Below are 14,431 nucleotides of genomic sequence, written 5' to 3'. Positions count from 1 at the left end.
ACTCCGGTCGCAGCCCGGCCGCGGCCGGGTTACGTTGCCGAAGGCCCGGCGCGGCGGCCGGACCCCCTCCCGGAAGGCGGAACACCACGCATGACCACGTACAAGGTCGGCTACTTCGTCGGCAGCCTGTCGAAGGACTCCATCAACCGGACCCTCTCCCGCGCCCTCCTCCGCGTGGCGCCGCCGGAGCTGGAGTTCCAGGAGATCCCCATCAAGGACCTGCCGCTCTACAACCACGACTTCGACGCCGACTACCCGCCCGAGGGCCGCGCGCTCAAGGACGCCATCGCCGCCGTCGACGCCGTCCTCTTCGTCACCCCCGAGTACAACCGTTCCATCCCCGGCGGCCTCAAGAACGCCATCGACTGGGCCAGCCGCCCCTGGGGAACCAACTCCTTCACCCACAAGCCCTCGGCCGTCATCGGCGCCTCGCCCGGCAAGATCGGCACCGCCGTCGCCCAGCAGAGCCTCCGCTCGGTGCTGAGCTTCTGCAACTCCCCGCAGATGAACGCCCCCGAGGGCTACATCCAGTTCGTCCCGGGGCTCTTCACACCGGACGGCGAGGTCACCGACCCGACGACCCAGCAGTTCCTGACCGACTTCATGGCCGACTTCAAGACCTTCATCGAGCGGGTCCTCACCGTCCTGCCCCAGCGCTGAACGGGTACGCGGCGGTCAGAGGACCACGACCCCCAGCGGACGCGAACCCGCCTCCAGCCGGCGGACGTCACCCGTGTCGAGATCGACGACGCTCAGGCCGTCCCAGTACCCGTCGCGGGTGAAACCGCCGGTCACATAGGCGGTGCGCCCGTCCGCGGAGACCGCCACGTCCTCGTGCGGCCCCTCCAGCGGATACACCCGCTCGGCGCCGCCGGGGGTCCTGACCGTCAGGGAGGGCCCCTCGTCCTCGTCCGGGTCGATCGGTCCCGTGCCCACCGTCAGGAGCGTGCCGTCGTCGGTCACCGTGGTGCCGTGCTGGTGGGTGTTCGCGGTCATCGGCTCGATGGTCGTCCGGCCGGTCCGCGGGTCGACGACCGCGAGCCGCTCGCCCTCGAAGGGCAGCAGCAGCCTGCCGTCCGAGGGGCGCACGGCCGTGTAGTGCGGTTTCAGCCAGGAGCCGAGCCCGCCCTCCGTGCCGTACGGGGCGACCTCCACCCGGCGCGGTTCCAACGTCCCCGCGTCGACGACCGTGACGTCGAATGAGTCGTGGTTCGTCGCGTACACCTCGGCACCGTCACGCGAGACGTCCACGTCGAAGGGGCGCCGGCCGACCGGCACCGTGTCCGTGACCCGCAGCGCCGTCGTGTCGATCACCTCCAGGGTGCCGTTCCCGCCGGGCACGTTGACCCCCACGTACACCCGGCGGCCGTCCGGCGCGAGGGCGATGCCCATGCCGCCGCCCCGGTACTCGCCCGTGGTCACGGGACCGGCGTCCGTCTCGTACGGGATGAGCGCGAGCCGCTGCCGGGTCCTCGTGTCCACCACCGCGACGCCCTCGGCGGTCGCCACCCAGGCCCGCCCGTCCTCGCCGAGGACGAGACCGTACGGAGCGGTGCCGACCTCGACCGAGCCGGTGGCACCCCGCGCGGGATCGACGAAGGTCACCGTGTCGGAGCCGAAGTCGGCGACCAGGAGGGTGCCCGGCGCCGGCCTGCCGGTCGGGGCGGGTGGCACGGTGCCGGAGGAGCCGGCGGTGGGCGGCGCGCCGGTGGGGGACACCCCGGCCGGTGATGTCGGTCCCGCCGCGGAAGCCGCCCCTCCGGACCCCTGCGCGCACCCGGCGAGCAGGACCACGGCCACGGCCCCGGGCAGGAGCACCCGGGCGGTACGGGACGCACGGCGGTACTTCGTCATGACGGACTCCTCGGTACGGCGGACACGGGCGGCCCCGTCCGAGGACGGGCCGCACCCTGCACCGATCCTCCGCCCGCACACGGCCGTGCACGGTCCGACAGCCGGCCCCGGCCCGACGGCGGGACGGACGACACCGGGGTCGACCGATCGGCTGATGCCGCGGCGATCCCGATGCTGCCCCCGGGAGCCCCGTCTGCCCCTACCGTGACGGGATGACTGAACCCTGGCAGGAGTCGGCCCCCGGCGTCCTGAGACTTCCCTCCGGACTGCTGGTGCGCGGCCGCGCCCTGCGCCGCCCGCTTCCCGGGGGACCCCGGCCGACCTACGCCGTCCATCTGCTCGGCAAGAGGCCGTCCGAGGTCCCGTGGGAATCGGTGTGGCTCCGCTGGCCGGACTTCCGCCTCCCCGCGGACCGTGACGCGGCCCGAGCCGTCCTCACCGACGCCTGGGAACGCGCTGCGGACGAGCGGGTCGAGATCGCCTGCGGAGGCGGGCGGGGCCGCACGGGCACCGCCCTGGCCTGTCTCGCCGTCCTGGACGGGGTTCCGGCCGACGAGGCCGTCGACCACGTCCGGCGTCACTACGACCGGCACGCCGTCGAGACCCCGTGGCAGCGCCGCTACGTCCGCCGCTTCAGCGCTTGACGGCGTCCAGGAGGCAGACCGCCCGCTCCAGGCACAGCGCGGTCGCCTCCGGCGCGAAGGACGGCGTCCCGCGCTCGGCGAACAGATGCGTGCTCCCCGGGTACAGGAAGAGTCTCCGGTCCGCCGCGTCCGCCACCAGCGCGCGGGCGGCCGCCAGATCCCCGTCGTCGACGAAGAAGGGGTCGGCGTCCATCCCGTGCACCTGGGCGGGGACGCCCTCCGGCCAGGCCGCGCCGAACTCCGACACCGGCACGCAGGCGCTGAACAGCAGGGCACCGAGCGCCCCGGCCCGGGTCTGCGCCAGCTTCTGGGCCGGCAGCACGCCGAGCGAGAACCCGGCGTAGACGAGGGCCTCGGGCAGGTCCGCCGCCGCCTGCTCGCCGCGCGCCACGAGGGTGGCGAAGCCGATCTCCTGGGCGTACCCGACGCCGGCCTCGAGATCGGTGAAGGTCCGGCCCCCGTACAGGTCGGGCGTGTGCACCGTGTGCCCCGCCCGTCGCAGCTCCTCGGCGAACGCGCCCACGCCCTCGGTCAGCCCGAGCGCGTGGTGGAAGAGCAGAACCTCGGCCATGTCGTCATCCCCAGTCGTCCGTACGTGGCCCGCCCCCACTGCGGCACGGGCCGATCGCAGCAGCATGACCTACGGCACCGACAACGCCCGGAAACGGGCGGACGGGCCGGAGCGCCGAGCGGGATCGGGGACGAGGCCGAGAGGCCGGGGCCGGCCGGAAGCGTGACGGACGGCCCCGGAACGGTCGGCTAGCGCATCGGCCGGTGCGGCAGGACGGCGCCCGCCTGACCCACGACACCCGCCGGTCCGCCGACGCCCATCGGGCCACCGACGCCGGAGTGCTGGCCGGCACCGGAGTGCTGGCCGGCACCCTGGTGGAGGGCGAGGGCCCCCTGATGGACGGCGACAGCGCCCTGGTGCGCCCCCGGATGCGCGCCCGCCCCCGCGTGCGCGACGACGCCCTGCTGCGGTCCCTGGACCCCCTGCGGCGGCACCTGGATGACCCGGCTCAGGTCCCGCAGAACCTCCTCGGCGACCTGGCGGACGTCACCCGGAACATCCCCCCGCTCCCGTATGAGCTCGGCGTAGATCGGTGCCGTGCCGTCCGCGTGGTTCATGGGGCTCGCTTCCTTCGTCTGCGCCGGTGACGTCACCGACGGGGAGACGGCGAGTCTACGGGGCACCACCGACACCCCCCGGAGCGAGTCCCCGCACACCACCCCCGCCGCACCGGAAATTCGCTGTCCTCCACGCCTCCCACCACAGAGAATGGATCACCGAACACCCGGGAGGGACCCCATGAGCCAGGCGACCCTGACTCTGCACGACCTGATGCCGTCCGACGAGCTCACCGCCGCACTCACGGACGGGCACGTCACGCGCAAGCGGCACCCTCGGCTGCCGCTGTCGATCTACACGTACACGCGCGCGTGCCAATACGCCCAGCACTGGAACGAGGCGACCACCCGCTGCCGCGGACTCGTCGCCGACGACGCCACCGGACGGATCGTCGCGCTCCCCCTCCCCAAGTTCTTCAACGTCTCCGAACACGCCGCCGGCCGCCCCTACGCGCCGCCGCTGCCCGACGAGCCGTTCGAGGTGTACGACAAGGTCGACGGCAGCCTCGGCGTGGTCTTCCACTACGACGGCCGCTGGCACGTCGCCTCCAAGGGCTCCTTCACCAGCACCCAGGCCACCTGGGCGCAGCGCCGGCTCGACGCGGCCGACACGGCGGGCCTGACGCCCGGCGTCACGTACCTCGCCGAGATCCTCTACCCGGGCAACCGCATCGTCGTGAACTACGGCGAGCGCCGCGACCTCGTCCTGCTCGCCGCCTTCGGCCGGGACGGCACCGAGGTCCCGCTCGCCGAGGCCGCCACCGGCTGGCAGCCGGTCGGCTCAGTCGTCCGCACCTGGCCCGCCATGGGCATCGCCGAGCTCGTCGCCCTGACGGAGTCCAACACCCTCCCCGGCGGTCACCGGGCCACCGGCACCGACGCCGAGGGCTTCGTCCTGCGCTTCGCCTCCGGCCTGCGCGCCAAGGCCAAGCTCGCCGAGTACGTACGCCTCCACAAGGTGCTCACCGGTGTCACCGAGCGTGACATCTGGCGCGGCCACGGCATCCAGCGCTTCGCCGCCCTCCCGGCCGGCGAACTCGCCAAGGGCCTCGGCTGCTCCCTGGCCGAGGTCGAGGCCGACGGCGGCAAGCCGCTCGACGCCCTCCTGGAGCAGGTGCCGGACGAGTTCGACGCCTGGGTGCGCGAGGTGATCGGCGGCCTCGAGGCCGCGGCCGCCGAGCGCGAGCGGGCGGTCGACGAGGCGTACGCGGGCCTGGCCCACCTCGCCGGCGACCGGGGCGCCTTCGCCCGCGCCGTGGCCGGGGTGCCGGACCGCGGCCTGCGCGCCGCCCTGTTCCTGCGCCTCGACGGGCGCCCCACCGACCTCCTCCTCTGGCGCCAGCTGCGCCCCGAGGCCACCGACCCCTTCGCCCACGACCAGGAGAACTGACCGTGCCTGTCGTCCATGTCATGACCGGCCTCCCGGCCTCCGGGAAGACGACGGCCGCCCGCGCCCTCCAGGCGGCCGCCGAGGGACGCGTGCGCCGCGTCAACCTCGACGACCTCCGCTCCATGCTCGACGTCCCCTCGCCGGACCGCGGCCGCTCCCACAAGCACGAGCAGACCGTGCTCGGCATCCAGGACGCCGCCGTCCGCGCCGCCGTCGACGACGGCTTCGACGTCGTCGTCGACAACACCCATCTGACCCCGCACATCCCGAAGCGGCTGAAGGCCGCCGTGGGAGGCCTCGCCACCTTCGCCGTCCACGACTTCACCGACGTCCCCGTCGACGAGTGCGTGCGCCGCGACGCCGCCCGCGAGCGACCCGTCGGCGAGGAGATCATCCGCATCCTCGCCGAGAAGCACGCCAAGGCCACCCGGGGCGGCTGGCGGCTCACCGCGGACTGGCTCAACGACCGCCCCACGGTCGGCGAGCCCTACGTCCCCGACCCGAGCCTCCCCACCGCCGTCATGTGCGACATCGACGGCACCCTCGCCCTGCGCGTGAGCCGGGGCCCGTACGACTTCAGGTCCTGCGACCAGGACCTGCTCAACGTCCCGGTGCGGGACGCCCTGCGCGCCTTCCGCCACACCGAGCAGGACCGGATCGTGCTGCTGTCCGGCCGGAGCGAGGACCACCGCGCGATCACCGAGTCCTGGCTCGCCCACCACGAGGTGCCGTACGACGAGCTGTGGATGCGGGCGTCCGGCGACGGCCGCGGCGACGACCTCGTGAAGGCCGAGCTCTTCGACGCCCAGGTGCGCCACCGGTACAACGTCCGCGTCTCGCTCGACGACCGTGACCGCGTCGTCGCCCTCTGGCGCCGGATGGGCCTGCCCACCTGGCAGGTCAACTACGGCGACTTCTGACCCACGGCGGCCGGCGTCGCGGGGGTGGGACCGCCCACCCCCGCCGCCGTGTCAGGATCGTGGGATGGTGGAAAAGATCATCGCGGCGTGCGACGGCGCGTCGAAGGGAAACCCCGGGCCCGCGGCCTGGGCATGGGTCATCGGCCGCGCCGACGGAGCGATCGACCGCTGGGAGGCCGGCCCGCTCGGCCGCGCGACCAACAACGTGGCCGAACTCACGGCCCTGGAACGGCTGCTCGAAACCCTCGACCCGGCGGTGCCGGTCGAGGTCAGGATGGACTCGCAGTACGCCATGAAGGCCGTCACGACCTGGCTGCCCGGCTGGCGTCGCAAGGGCTGGAAGACGTCCTCCGGCAGCCCCGTGGCCAACAAGGAGCTGGTCGTCCGGATCGACGCGCTCCTCACCGGCCGGGACGTCGACTTCGTCTACGTCCCGGCGCACCAGGTCGACGGCGACCCCCTCAACGACGCGGCCGACCGCGCGGCCAGCCACACCGCCCGGACGCAGGAGCCCATCGGCTCCGCCGCCGGAGCCCCGCTGCCGCCCCCCGAAGCGCCGACACGCGCCTCCGCGCCCCGCGCGCGCTCCTCAGCGCCGTCCGGCTCCGCCGACGCCTCGACGGCCGGCTCCTCCGGTGGCGCGGGCGGCGGTTCGGCCGCCCGCCGGAGTCGCCCGTCCGGCGGCACGCTGAAGGCGAGATTCTCGGGCCGCTGCCGCTGCGGCAAGGCCTACGACAAGGGCGAGACCATCGCGAAGAACCCCGACGGCTGGGGCCATCCCACCTGCGTCTGATCCCCTTCCGGACCCTCCGGCCGTCCGACTGGCGGGCGGCTCCGTCCGTTGCTTGAGACCGGTCCACCCGGGCGCGCGCCAGCCTTCACCCAGGCGTGTACCCGGGTTCGCCGGAGGTTCTGTTCTCCGAGCGCTTGTGGCTGCATACTGTCCTCCTCGCCACCGGTGACGAACCGTTTTACCTGCTCATTTGTCGCTCTCTTGACGTGGTCGGCACCGGCGAGAACCTCCCTCCTGCTGCCGCCGCGGCGACCCCTCGGCGGAAGCTTTCCCTGCCCGTGAAAGACCCGAGGTTCCGTGCCAGTACCTGTTCTCCTGACCGGGCGCTCCGTGCGCCTGGAGCCGCTGGCGATGCGGCACGCCGAAGCCCTCGCCCGGGCCGGCGGGGCGGACCGATCGGCCTACGCCTTCACCCCCGTACCCGACGGCTTCGAATCGGCCCTCGACTACATCGCCCGTGCCCTGACCGATCAGGCGGCAGGAAGATCCCTGCCCTTCGCCCTGGTCAGTACGGCCGACGAGCGAGTCATCGGTTCGACCCGGTTCCTCGAACTCGACTATTGGCGGGGGCCGCTGGTCTGGCCGCCCGCCCCCGGCATGCCCCACGGAGATCCGCTGACCTCCGTGCCGGACGCCGCCGAGATCGGCAACACCTGGATCGCCGGCGACGCCCGGGGTACCGGCATCAACACCGAGGCCAAGTACCTCATGCTCCGGCATGCCTTCGAAGCCTGGGGCGTGCGCCGCATCACGATGCGCGCGGACGCCCGCAACACCCGCTCCAGAATCGCGATCGAGCGCCTCGGAGCGAGCTGCGAAGGGGTCCGCCGCGCCCACTCCCGCGGGCTCGACGGAGCCGTCCGCGACACGGCCTTCTACTCGATCCTCGACGAGGAATGGCCGACCGTCCGGGACATCGTCGAACTCCGCATGTCCACACCCCGCCAGGTGCGCGTTCCGCAGGATCTGCTCCCGGCCTGAACCCCTTCCGGCACCGCTCCGGCGGGCGCTCGCGCCCCCGCCGGAGCGGTGGTTCCATGGAAGGGACGGGGAGGACTCGACATATGAGGACGCGGGGTAGCGGCCGTCACATAACCGCGCACCGTGCAATCAGGATCCGCGAGAAGCGGATGAGTCCTTCCCGCCCCCTGTTCCCGCGCCCTGCCCCCCTGCTCGTCCCCCCCCGCTCGTCCCCCCCCGCTCGTCCCCCCTGCGCTCCTCCGCGCGGCGGGTCCCCCTGCCTCCCGCTTCCGGCGTCTCCCCGCGCCTGCGGTGACCGGCATGATCAACGTCTGCTTCGCCGGCGCCACCGGCTGGACCGCGCCGCCGGTCCTCGCCGCCCGCACGACACCCCGGGCGTCCGCCGGGGCGGATGACCAGCGGTGATCCCCGGATCCACCTGGGCCGCCTCCCGGCCCGCCCGGTACGGTGATCGCGACAGCGCCCCGTGCCAGCGAAGGGACCGAGTGAACGTGCCGACCGGAACCGCCGACGTACTCCTCCGGACGGAGGGCCGGGCCGGCTTCCTCACCCTGAACCGCCCCCGCGCCATCAACGCGCTCACCCACACCATGGTCCTCGCCCTCGACGCGGCCCTGACCGACTGGGAGCACGACCCGGCCGTCACGACCGTCGTCATCGAGGGCGCGGGCGAGCGCGGGCTCTGCGCCGGCGGCGACATCCGCGCCATCCACGACGACGCACGCGCCGGCGGCTCCGCATCCGCGGCCTTCTGGCGCGACGAGTACCGGCTCAACGCCCGTATCGCCCGCTACCCCAAGCCGTACGTCGCCCTCATGGACGGCATCGTCATGGGCGGCGGCGTCGGCGTCTCCGCGCACGGATCCGTCCGTGTCGTCACCGAGCGCTCCCGGGTCGCCATGCCGGAGACCGGCATCGGATTCGTCCCCGACGTCGGCGGTACGTACCTCCTCGGGCGCGCCCCCGGCGAGCTCGGCACCCATCTCGCCCTCACCGGCGGCCACGTCGGCGCCGCCGACGCGATCCTCACCGGCCTCGCCGACCACTTCGTCCCCTCCGCCGAACTGCCCGCCCTGGTCCGGGACCTGGCCCGGCTCCCGGCCGCGGAGGCAGTCGCCCGGCACACCGCCACGCCGCCGCCCGGCGTCCTCGCCGAGCAGCGGGCGTGGATCGACGCCTGCTACCCGGCCGAGACCGTCGAGACCGTCGTGGAGCGCCTCTTCGACACCGGCCTGCCCGCCGCCAAGGAGGCGGCCACCACCCTGCTCGCGAAGTCCCCGACCGCCCTCAAGACGACCCTGGCCACCCTGCGCCGCTCGCGGGCCCTCGCGACCCTCGAAGAGGTCCTCGACCTGGAGTTCCGCGTCTCCTGCGCCGCCCTGACCGGCCCCGACCTCGTCGAGGGCATCCGCGCCCAGGTCGTCGACAAGGACCGGAACCCCCGCTGGACCCCGGCCACGCTCCCCGAGGTCACGGACGAGGCCGTCGCCCGCGCCTTCGCCGTACCGGCAGGCGGCGACCTCGGCCTCGCCGCCGCCCTGCAGGACGAGGCGAACCGGCAGGCCGCCGGGCAGGCCGCCGACGACGGGACCTCCCTCCGGGCCGCCACCGAGGCCCGGGGACCACGGGACCGCGCGTGACCACGAACGCGACCACCTCCTTCCAGCCCGTCCTCGACCGCATCGCCGAGGAGATCGCCGCACTCACCGACCGGGGCACCCCGGCCGACTACATCCCCGCGCTCGCCGCCGGAGACCCCGCCGATTTCGGCATGGCCGTGGCGGAACTCGACGGCACGGTCTACGGGGTGGGGGACTGGCGGCGGCCCTTCTCCACCCAGTCCGTCACCAAGGTCTTCACCCTCGCGCTCGCCCTCGCCGGAGAGGGCGACACGCTCTGGGCCCACGTCGGCCGGGAACCCTCAGGCGACCCGTTCAACTCCCTGGTCCAGCTGGAGTACGAGAACGGCATCCCGCGCAATCCGTTCATCAACGCCGGCGCGCTCGTCGTCACCGACCGCCTGCACCGGCTGACCGGCGACGCGTCGGGCAGCCTGCTCGCCTTCCTGCGCGCCGAGAGCGGCAACCCGGACCTGGCCTTCGACACCGGCGTCGCCGCGTCGGAGGCCGCCCACGGCGACCGCAACGCGGCCCTCGCCCACTTCATGGCCTCCTACGGCAACATCACGGGACCGGTGCCCGACCTGCTCCGCGAGTACTTCCGCCAGTGCTCCCTCGAAGCGTCGTGCGCCGACCTGGCCCTCGCCACCGGCTTCCTGGCCCGCCACGGCCTGCGCGCCGACGGCTCACGGCTGCTGACCCGCAGCCAGGCCAAGCAGGTCAACGCCGTCATGCTCACCTGCGGCACGTACGACGCGGCCGGTGACTTCGCCTACCGGGTGGGCCTCCCGGGCAAGAGCGGTGTCGGCGGAGCGGTCGTCGCCGTCGTACCGGGCCGCTGCACGCTCTGCGTCTGGAGCCCGGGTCTCGACGACCGGGGCAACTCGGTGGCCGGCGTGACCGCCCTCGACCGCTTCACGACCATCACGGGCCTGTCGGTCTTCTGACCCTCCCGGACGGCGCGCCTCCGCCGCCGCGGCCGATCGGGGCGCGGCATGCCGTCGTCCGGGGTGGGCATGCTGCCGGGGTGGCCGACCGCCCGGACCGAGGAGACCCCCATGACCGTCCCCACCCGCATCCGCACCTCCGCGAAGGCCGTCGTCCTGCACGAGGGGTCCGTCCTGCTCACCCGGAACCTCTGGAACGGCCGGGAGTGCCACTTCCTCCCCGGCGGGGGCCAGGAGACCGGCGAGCTGCTGCCCGACGCCCTCCGCCGCGAGGTGCACGAGGAGACCGGGCTCACCGTGCGGGTCGGCCCGCTGCTCTGGGTCCTGGAGGGCTGGACCGAGGACCCCGGCACGCTCAGCTCCGAGAACTTCCACCGGGTCGAAGTCGTCTTCCTCTGCACCGTGGACGGCAGCCCCGAACTCGTCGGAGGAACCGAGCAGGACATCGACCAGATCGGCCTCGACTGGATCCCGCTGGAGAAGATCACCTCCCTCGAGACCCTGTCGCCCCGCTACCGCGCGCACATGGCCCCCCTGGTGTCCGGCGCCGTCCCCCGCGCCGCGTACCTGGAGCGCTAGACCTGCTCCGGCCTGCGCGCCTCGATCAGGGTCCGCGCGGAGTGCGCCACGAACGGGCCCTCCGCGCGGATCTGCGCGTCGAGTGCGCGCAGCCGCGGCAGGTGGGACTCCACCGTGAACCCCGGCACGATCCAGACGACCTTGCGCAGGAACCACACGACGGCGCCGATGTCGTGGAACTCCATCCGCAGCCGCTCGGAGCGGAGGTCGACGATCTCGAGACCGGCGCCGCGCGCCGCCGCGCTCTCGTCGTCGGGGTGCCGGTGCCGGGCCGCCTCCGGCTGCGGGCCCAGAAAGTACTCGACCAGTTCCCAGACGCTGGCGGGACCGACGTGCTGGGCGAGGTAGGTGCCGCCGGGCCGCAGGACGCGGGCGATCTCCGCCCACCACACCGTGGCGGGGTGCCGGCTGGTCACGAGGTCGAACGCGGCGTCGGCGAAGGGCAGCGGAGGCTCGTCGGGATCCGCGACGACGACGGCTCCCCGCGGGTGCAGCAGCGCGGTGGCCCGCGCGAGGTTCGGGGGCCACGACTCGGTGGCCACCATCGTCCGCGGCAGCGTCGGCACACCGGCGAGGACCTCCCCGCCGCCCGTCTGCACGTCGAGGCCGGCCGAGGCCCGCCCGAGCCGGTCGCCGAGCATCCGCTGGTAACCCCAGGAGGGCCGCTGCTCCGTCGCACGGCCGTCGAGCCAGGAGAAGTCCCAGCCGTCGACGGACGCCTCGGAGGCCTCCGCGACGAGTTCTTCGAAGGAGGGTGTCATCCCCTCATCATCACCCGCCGCCCGGCCGGGGGCCGGGTCACCGGCCCGGCGGCCGCGCGGCCGCCGGCGCAGGGTCCTCCCGGTCCGCGTCCCACCCGTCCACCACGCCCGGGAGTTCGACCCGGGACCGGATGCCCAACCGGGCGAAGACGCCCCGGAGATGATGGTCCACGGTGCGGGGGCTGAGGGAGAGATGGTCGGCGACCTCCTGGTTGGTGGCGCCCCGCGCGACGAGGCGGACGATGCGCTGCTGCTGCGGGGTCAGCTCGCGCAGCGCCGCCGGGTCCGCCGCCCCGCCCGATGCGCCTCCCGTGGCACGGAGTTCGGAGCGCGCGTGCTCGGCCCAGCCCTCGGCGGCGGCCCGCTCGAAGGTCACCAGGGCGTCGCGCAGCGGACCGCGCGCGTCCCCGGGCCTACGGCGGCGCCTCAGCCACGTGCCGTACGCGAGAAGCGTGCGGGCCCGCTCGAAGTCGTTCCCGCAGCTGTCGTGGCGGCGCACCGCCTCACGGAACCAGTACGCCGACGCCTCGCCCTCCGCGAGCAGCGCCCGGCAGCGTGCCGACTGCGCCCGCGCGGGACCGTCGACGCCCAGCGCGGCCCACGCCGCGTACTCCTCGGCCGCGTCCCGCGCCTCCGCGTCCCGGCCGGCCGCGACCGCGGTCTCCACGAAGCAGGGGACCACCAGCATGCGCAGCGCGAAGTGACCGCCCCGGGGACCCGGCCGGACCAACGGCACGAGCCGCGCGGCCGCCTGGGCGGCCAGACCCCGGCCCCTTTCGGCCCGCGCCAGCGCCCACTCCGCGAGCGTCGCGGCCTGCACGAGCCCGTGCGGTCCCGCCGTCGCGAGCGCGCGGCCGGCGTGCTCCGTCACCGCGGGCCCGTCGCCCTCCACCGATGCCACCAGGGCAAGTACGGCGTGCTGGTGGGCCGCCACGTTGTGCTGGCCCGTCGCCTCCGCCGTCCGCAGCCCCTCCCGCGCCGCTCGCGCGGCCCGGCTGTACCGGCCGGCCCGCAGTTCGGCGTACGCGAGCTGTTCGAGCGCGTGGGGCAGCAGCGCGGTACGGTGCTCCGCCCGTGCCCGGACCAGGGCGCGGGCATGGATCCGGGCCGCCGCGGTGGTGTCGCCGAGGACGAGCGCCGCCGCCCCGGCCCGGAGGAGCAGCCGGGGATCGTCCGCGCCTCCGTCGCCGGCGACCACCCGCGCCAGAGCCGTACGGGCGTCGTCCAGCCGTACGGTCAACGCGGCGCTCAGCCCGTCGGCGAAGTCGCGCTCCAGGCCACTCACGTCCTCACCGCCGTCCAGGGCGGCCAGGCACGCCTCCACGTCGCCGCCCGCCCACGCCGCCTCCATCGCCAGGAACCGGGCGTCGGAGGCCTCCACCGGCGCCCGCCCCCGCAGCAGTTCCGCCGCCTGCAGCAGCGCCTCATGGGCGTCCATGACCGGGCCGCCGGCCAGCGCCGCAAGCCCCCGGACCAGCTGCGCACGGCCCAGGGCGACCGGCGAGAGCGCGCGCACGGCGGCGGACGGCCCCAGCCGGTCGGCACGGTGCCCCTCCCCCCGCGCGAGCGCAGCCCCTGCCGGCGGGTGGGCCGAGAGGGGAGCCGCGCCCGTGACCGGGCCGTCCGCCGTAGGCATCTCGGCGGTGCCCCCGGCCGTTGTGGCCGCGGGGCGCGCCCCCCGCCGCGCGGGCGCCCCCCCCCCCGGTCCTGCCCCGCCGGGGCTGCCGGGCCGAGGCGAGCGCGGCACGCCCGAGGAAAGGGTCCTCGAAGCCGACCGCCCCGCCCCTGCGGCGGCGCAGCAGCCCGTCCGCCACCAGCCCCTCCAGCGGCTCGGCCGGGGCACGGGTACCGCGCGCCCCGACGGGCGCCGACCCGCCACCGCCACCGACCCCGTACGCCACCGTGCTCAGACCGTCGGCCCCGGCCCCCGCGCGGCCCGCCAGGGCCACCACGGCGACCGTGGCGAGCAGACGACGCGAGGCCGCGGGGAGGCGCTCCAGGAGTCCTCCGTACACCTCGGTCAGGACCGTGTCGTCGACCGCCGGCCGCGGCAGGGGCCGGGCCCCCGAGAGCTGAGGCGCGGTCAGGCGCCGTACCGCCGCGGCCAGGACGCCGGGATGCCCGGCCGCCTCGTCGAGCAGCCGCTCCCCGACCGGCGCCGCGGCGGCCCCCGGGCACAGGTCGTCGAGCAGCGCCCGCGCCCCTGACGTGGTCAGTCTGCCCAGCCGTACCGTCTCCGCCGCCGACACCTCGGGGAACCGGTGGTGGCGCGCGGCCGACACCAGCCACCCCACCCGGCCCGGCCTCCGCATGCCCGTCTCCCGCCAGGCCGCGGCGAGGGCGGCCCGTGAATGCGCGTCCCACAGATGGAGGTCGTCCACACAGATCAGTACGGCTTCCACCTCGGTGGCGAAGGCGGCCACGGCCCGGGCGAACCCGCCCTCGCTCCGCGCGAGCCGCAGGGCCCGGCGTCCGGCCGCCGGGGTGGCGGCGAGCTCCGTGAACAGCGCCCGCGCCGCGCTCCACGGGCCCCGGTGGTGGGGCGCGGAGACCCGGTACGCCCTGCCGGGAAAGTCGTACGCCGCCCGGGCGAGGAGGGCGGTGCGCCCCTCGCCGGGGTTGCCGGTGACGAACAGGACGCCGCCCCGTCCGGCCGCCGCACGGGCCGACAGGCGGGCCACGGCGGCGAGTTCGGCCGTCCGGTCGTAGAGCCGCGGGCCGCCTGCGGGGTGCGTCGCTCCGCTCACGGCGGTCACGTTACCGAGCCGTACGGAACGGCGGTAGGTTCCCGGGTCTGGGCAGTGGCCCAGACCCG

At 74.9% G+C, this 14,431-nt stretch carries 15 protein-coding genes; 9 read left to right on the top strand and 6 right to left on the bottom strand.

Annotated features, from left to right (window positions below; genetic code table 11):
* The first annotated feature begins 90 nt into the window (after window positions 1-90).
* Window positions 91-660, top strand: a complete 570-nt coding sequence (locus tag ACFQ79_RS02520; RefSeq protein ID WP_383578978.1) for an NADPH-dependent FMN reductase — start codon at window positions 91-93, stop codon at window positions 658-660.
* A 15-nt stretch (window positions 661-675) separates the two neighbouring features.
* On the opposite strand, the gene ACFQ79_RS02515 is transcribed toward ACFQ79_RS02520, so the two are convergent.
* A complete protein-coding gene (locus tag ACFQ79_RS02515) occupies window positions 676-1,854 on the bottom strand; it encodes a hypothetical protein (RefSeq protein ID WP_383578977.1) in 1,179 nt (392 codons plus the stop codon).
* Window positions 1,855-2,066: 212 nt separating this feature from the next.
* On the opposite strand from ACFQ79_RS02515, the gene ACFQ79_RS02510 reads away from it, so the two are divergent.
* Window positions 2,067-2,498 carry a protein-tyrosine phosphatase family protein gene (locus ACFQ79_RS02510; RefSeq protein WP_383578976.1) on the top strand — a complete coding sequence of 144 codons (432 nt, stop codon included), beginning with the start codon at window positions 2,067-2,069 and terminating at the stop codon, window positions 2,496-2,498.
* Here ACFQ79_RS02510 and ACFQ79_RS02505 read toward each other — a convergent pair.
* Together ACFQ79_RS02505 and ACFQ79_RS02500 are read right to left on the bottom strand one after the other, a co-directional pair.
* Window positions 2,488-3,069, bottom strand: coding sequence for a dienelactone hydrolase family protein (locus ACFQ79_RS02505; protein WP_383578975.1), 582 nt, complete (start codon window positions 3,067-3,069; stop codon window positions 2,488-2,490). The genes ACFQ79_RS02510 and ACFQ79_RS02505 overlap by 11 nt on opposite strands.
* 188 nt (window positions 3,070-3,257) lie before the next feature.
* Window positions 3,258-3,626 carry a hypothetical protein gene (locus tag ACFQ79_RS02500; protein WP_383578974.1) on the bottom strand — a complete coding sequence of 123 codons (369 nt, stop codon included), beginning with the start codon at window positions 3,624-3,626 and terminating at the stop codon, window positions 3,258-3,260.
* A gap of 181 nt (window positions 3,627-3,807) precedes the next feature.
* Here ACFQ79_RS02500 and ACFQ79_RS02495 point away from each other — a divergent pair, with 181 nt between their 5' ends.
* The 7 genes from ACFQ79_RS02495 to ACFQ79_RS02465 all read left to right on the top strand — a co-directional run bounded on the left by ACFQ79_RS02495 (window position 3,808) and on the right by ACFQ79_RS02465 (window position 10,855).
* Entirely contained in the window at window positions 3,808-5,016 is a 1,209-nt protein-coding gene (locus tag ACFQ79_RS02495) for an RNA ligase (protein ID WP_383578973.1), read from the top strand.
* 2 nt (window positions 5,017-5,018) lie between these two features.
* Entirely contained in the window at window positions 5,019-5,936 is a 918-nt protein-coding gene (locus ACFQ79_RS02490; RefSeq protein ID WP_383578972.1) for an AAA family ATPase, read from the top strand.
* 64 nt (window positions 5,937-6,000) lie between these two features.
* Complete coding sequence (locus ACFQ79_RS02485; RefSeq protein ID WP_383578971.1) at window positions 6,001-6,729, top strand: ribonuclease H; 729 nt, start codon at window positions 6,001-6,003, stop codon at window positions 6,727-6,729.
* Window positions 6,730-7,026: 297 nt separating this feature from the next.
* Window positions 7,027-7,710 (top strand): GNAT family N-acetyltransferase, encoded by a 684-nt coding sequence (locus ACFQ79_RS02480; RefSeq protein ID WP_383578970.1) that lies wholly within the window; start codon window positions 7,027-7,029, stop codon window positions 7,708-7,710.
* Between the two features lie 485 nt (window positions 7,711-8,195).
* On the top strand, window positions 8,196-9,350 hold the full coding sequence (locus tag ACFQ79_RS02475; RefSeq protein WP_383578969.1) for an enoyl-CoA hydratase/isomerase family protein: 1,155 nt from the start codon (window positions 8,196-8,198) through the stop codon (window positions 9,348-9,350).
* Window positions 9,347-10,276, top strand: coding sequence for a glutaminase (locus ACFQ79_RS02470; RefSeq protein ID WP_383578968.1), 930 nt, complete (start codon window positions 9,347-9,349; stop codon window positions 10,274-10,276). Before ACFQ79_RS02475 ends, ACFQ79_RS02470 begins: the two co-directional genes overlap by 4 nt.
* 111 nt (window positions 10,277-10,387) lie before the next feature.
* Window positions 10,388-10,855 (top strand): NUDIX domain-containing protein, encoded by a 468-nt coding sequence (locus ACFQ79_RS02465; protein ID WP_383578967.1) that lies wholly within the window; start codon window positions 10,388-10,390, stop codon window positions 10,853-10,855.
* Here the strand turns inward: ACFQ79_RS02465 and ACFQ79_RS02460 are convergent.
* Genes ACFQ79_RS02460 through ACFQ79_RS02450 form a run of 3 tightly spaced genes read right to left on the bottom strand, consistent with a single transcriptional unit; the run spans window position 10,852 to window position 14,363 of the window.
* Window positions 10,852-11,616 (bottom strand): methyltransferase domain-containing protein, encoded by a 765-nt coding sequence (locus ACFQ79_RS02460; protein ID WP_383578966.1) that lies wholly within the window; start codon window positions 11,614-11,616, stop codon window positions 10,852-10,854. The two genes, ACFQ79_RS02465 and ACFQ79_RS02460, sit on opposite strands and share 4 nt — an antisense overlap.
* 37 nt (window positions 11,617-11,653) lie before the next feature.
* On the bottom strand, window positions 11,654-13,132 hold the full coding sequence (locus tag ACFQ79_RS02455; protein WP_383578965.1) for a LuxR C-terminal-related transcriptional regulator: 1,479 nt from the start codon (window positions 13,130-13,132) through the stop codon (window positions 11,654-11,656).
* Window positions 13,041-14,363 carry an ATP-binding protein gene (locus ACFQ79_RS02450; protein WP_383578964.1) on the bottom strand — a complete coding sequence of 441 codons (1,323 nt, stop codon included), beginning with the start codon at window positions 14,361-14,363 and terminating at the stop codon, window positions 13,041-13,043. The genes ACFQ79_RS02455 and ACFQ79_RS02450 overlap by 92 nt, the downstream gene beginning before the upstream one ends.
* Between the last annotated feature and the right edge of the window lie 68 nt (window positions 14,364-14,431).

The sequence above is a fragment of the Streptomyces sp. NPDC056480 genome (assembly GCF_042795405.1).
Classification (GTDB): domain Bacteria; phylum Actinomycetota; class Actinomycetes; order Streptomycetales; family Streptomycetaceae; genus Streptomyces.
This window is presented reverse-complemented; position numbering and strand designations above follow the sequence as displayed.

Excerpts from the sequence above, each read along its gene's own strand:
- ACFQ79_RS02500 (WP_383578974.1), bottom strand. The coding sequence starts at position 3,626 with ATGAACCACGCGGACGGCACGGCACCGATCTACGCCGAGCTCATACGG.
- ACFQ79_RS02465 (WP_383578967.1), top strand. The coding sequence starts at position 10,388 with ATGACCGTCCCCACCCGCATCCGCACCTCCGCGAAGGCCGTCGTCCTG.
- ACFQ79_RS02515 (WP_383578977.1), bottom strand. The coding sequence starts at position 1,854 with ATGACGAAGTACCGCCGTGCGTCCCGTACCGCCCGGGTGCTCCTGCCC.
- ACFQ79_RS02495 (WP_383578973.1), top strand. The coding sequence starts at position 3,808 with ATGAGCCAGGCGACCCTGACTCTGCACGACCTGATGCCGTCCGACGAG.
- ACFQ79_RS02520 (WP_383578978.1), top strand. The coding sequence starts at position 91 with ATGACCACGTACAAGGTCGGCTACTTCGTCGGCAGCCTGTCGAAGGAC.
- ACFQ79_RS02505 (WP_383578975.1), bottom strand. The coding sequence starts at position 3,069 with ATGGCCGAGGTTCTGCTCTTCCACCACGCGCTCGGGCTGACCGAGGGC.
- ACFQ79_RS02510 (WP_383578976.1), top strand. The coding sequence starts at position 2,067 with ATGACTGAACCCTGGCAGGAGTCGGCCCCCGGCGTCCTGAGACTTCCC.
- ACFQ79_RS02485 (WP_383578971.1), top strand. The coding sequence starts at position 6,001 with ATGGTGGAAAAGATCATCGCGGCGTGCGACGGCGCGTCGAAGGGAAAC.
- ACFQ79_RS02460 (WP_383578966.1), bottom strand. The coding sequence starts at position 11,616 with ATGACACCCTCCTTCGAAGAACTCGTCGCGGAGGCCTCCGAGGCGTCC.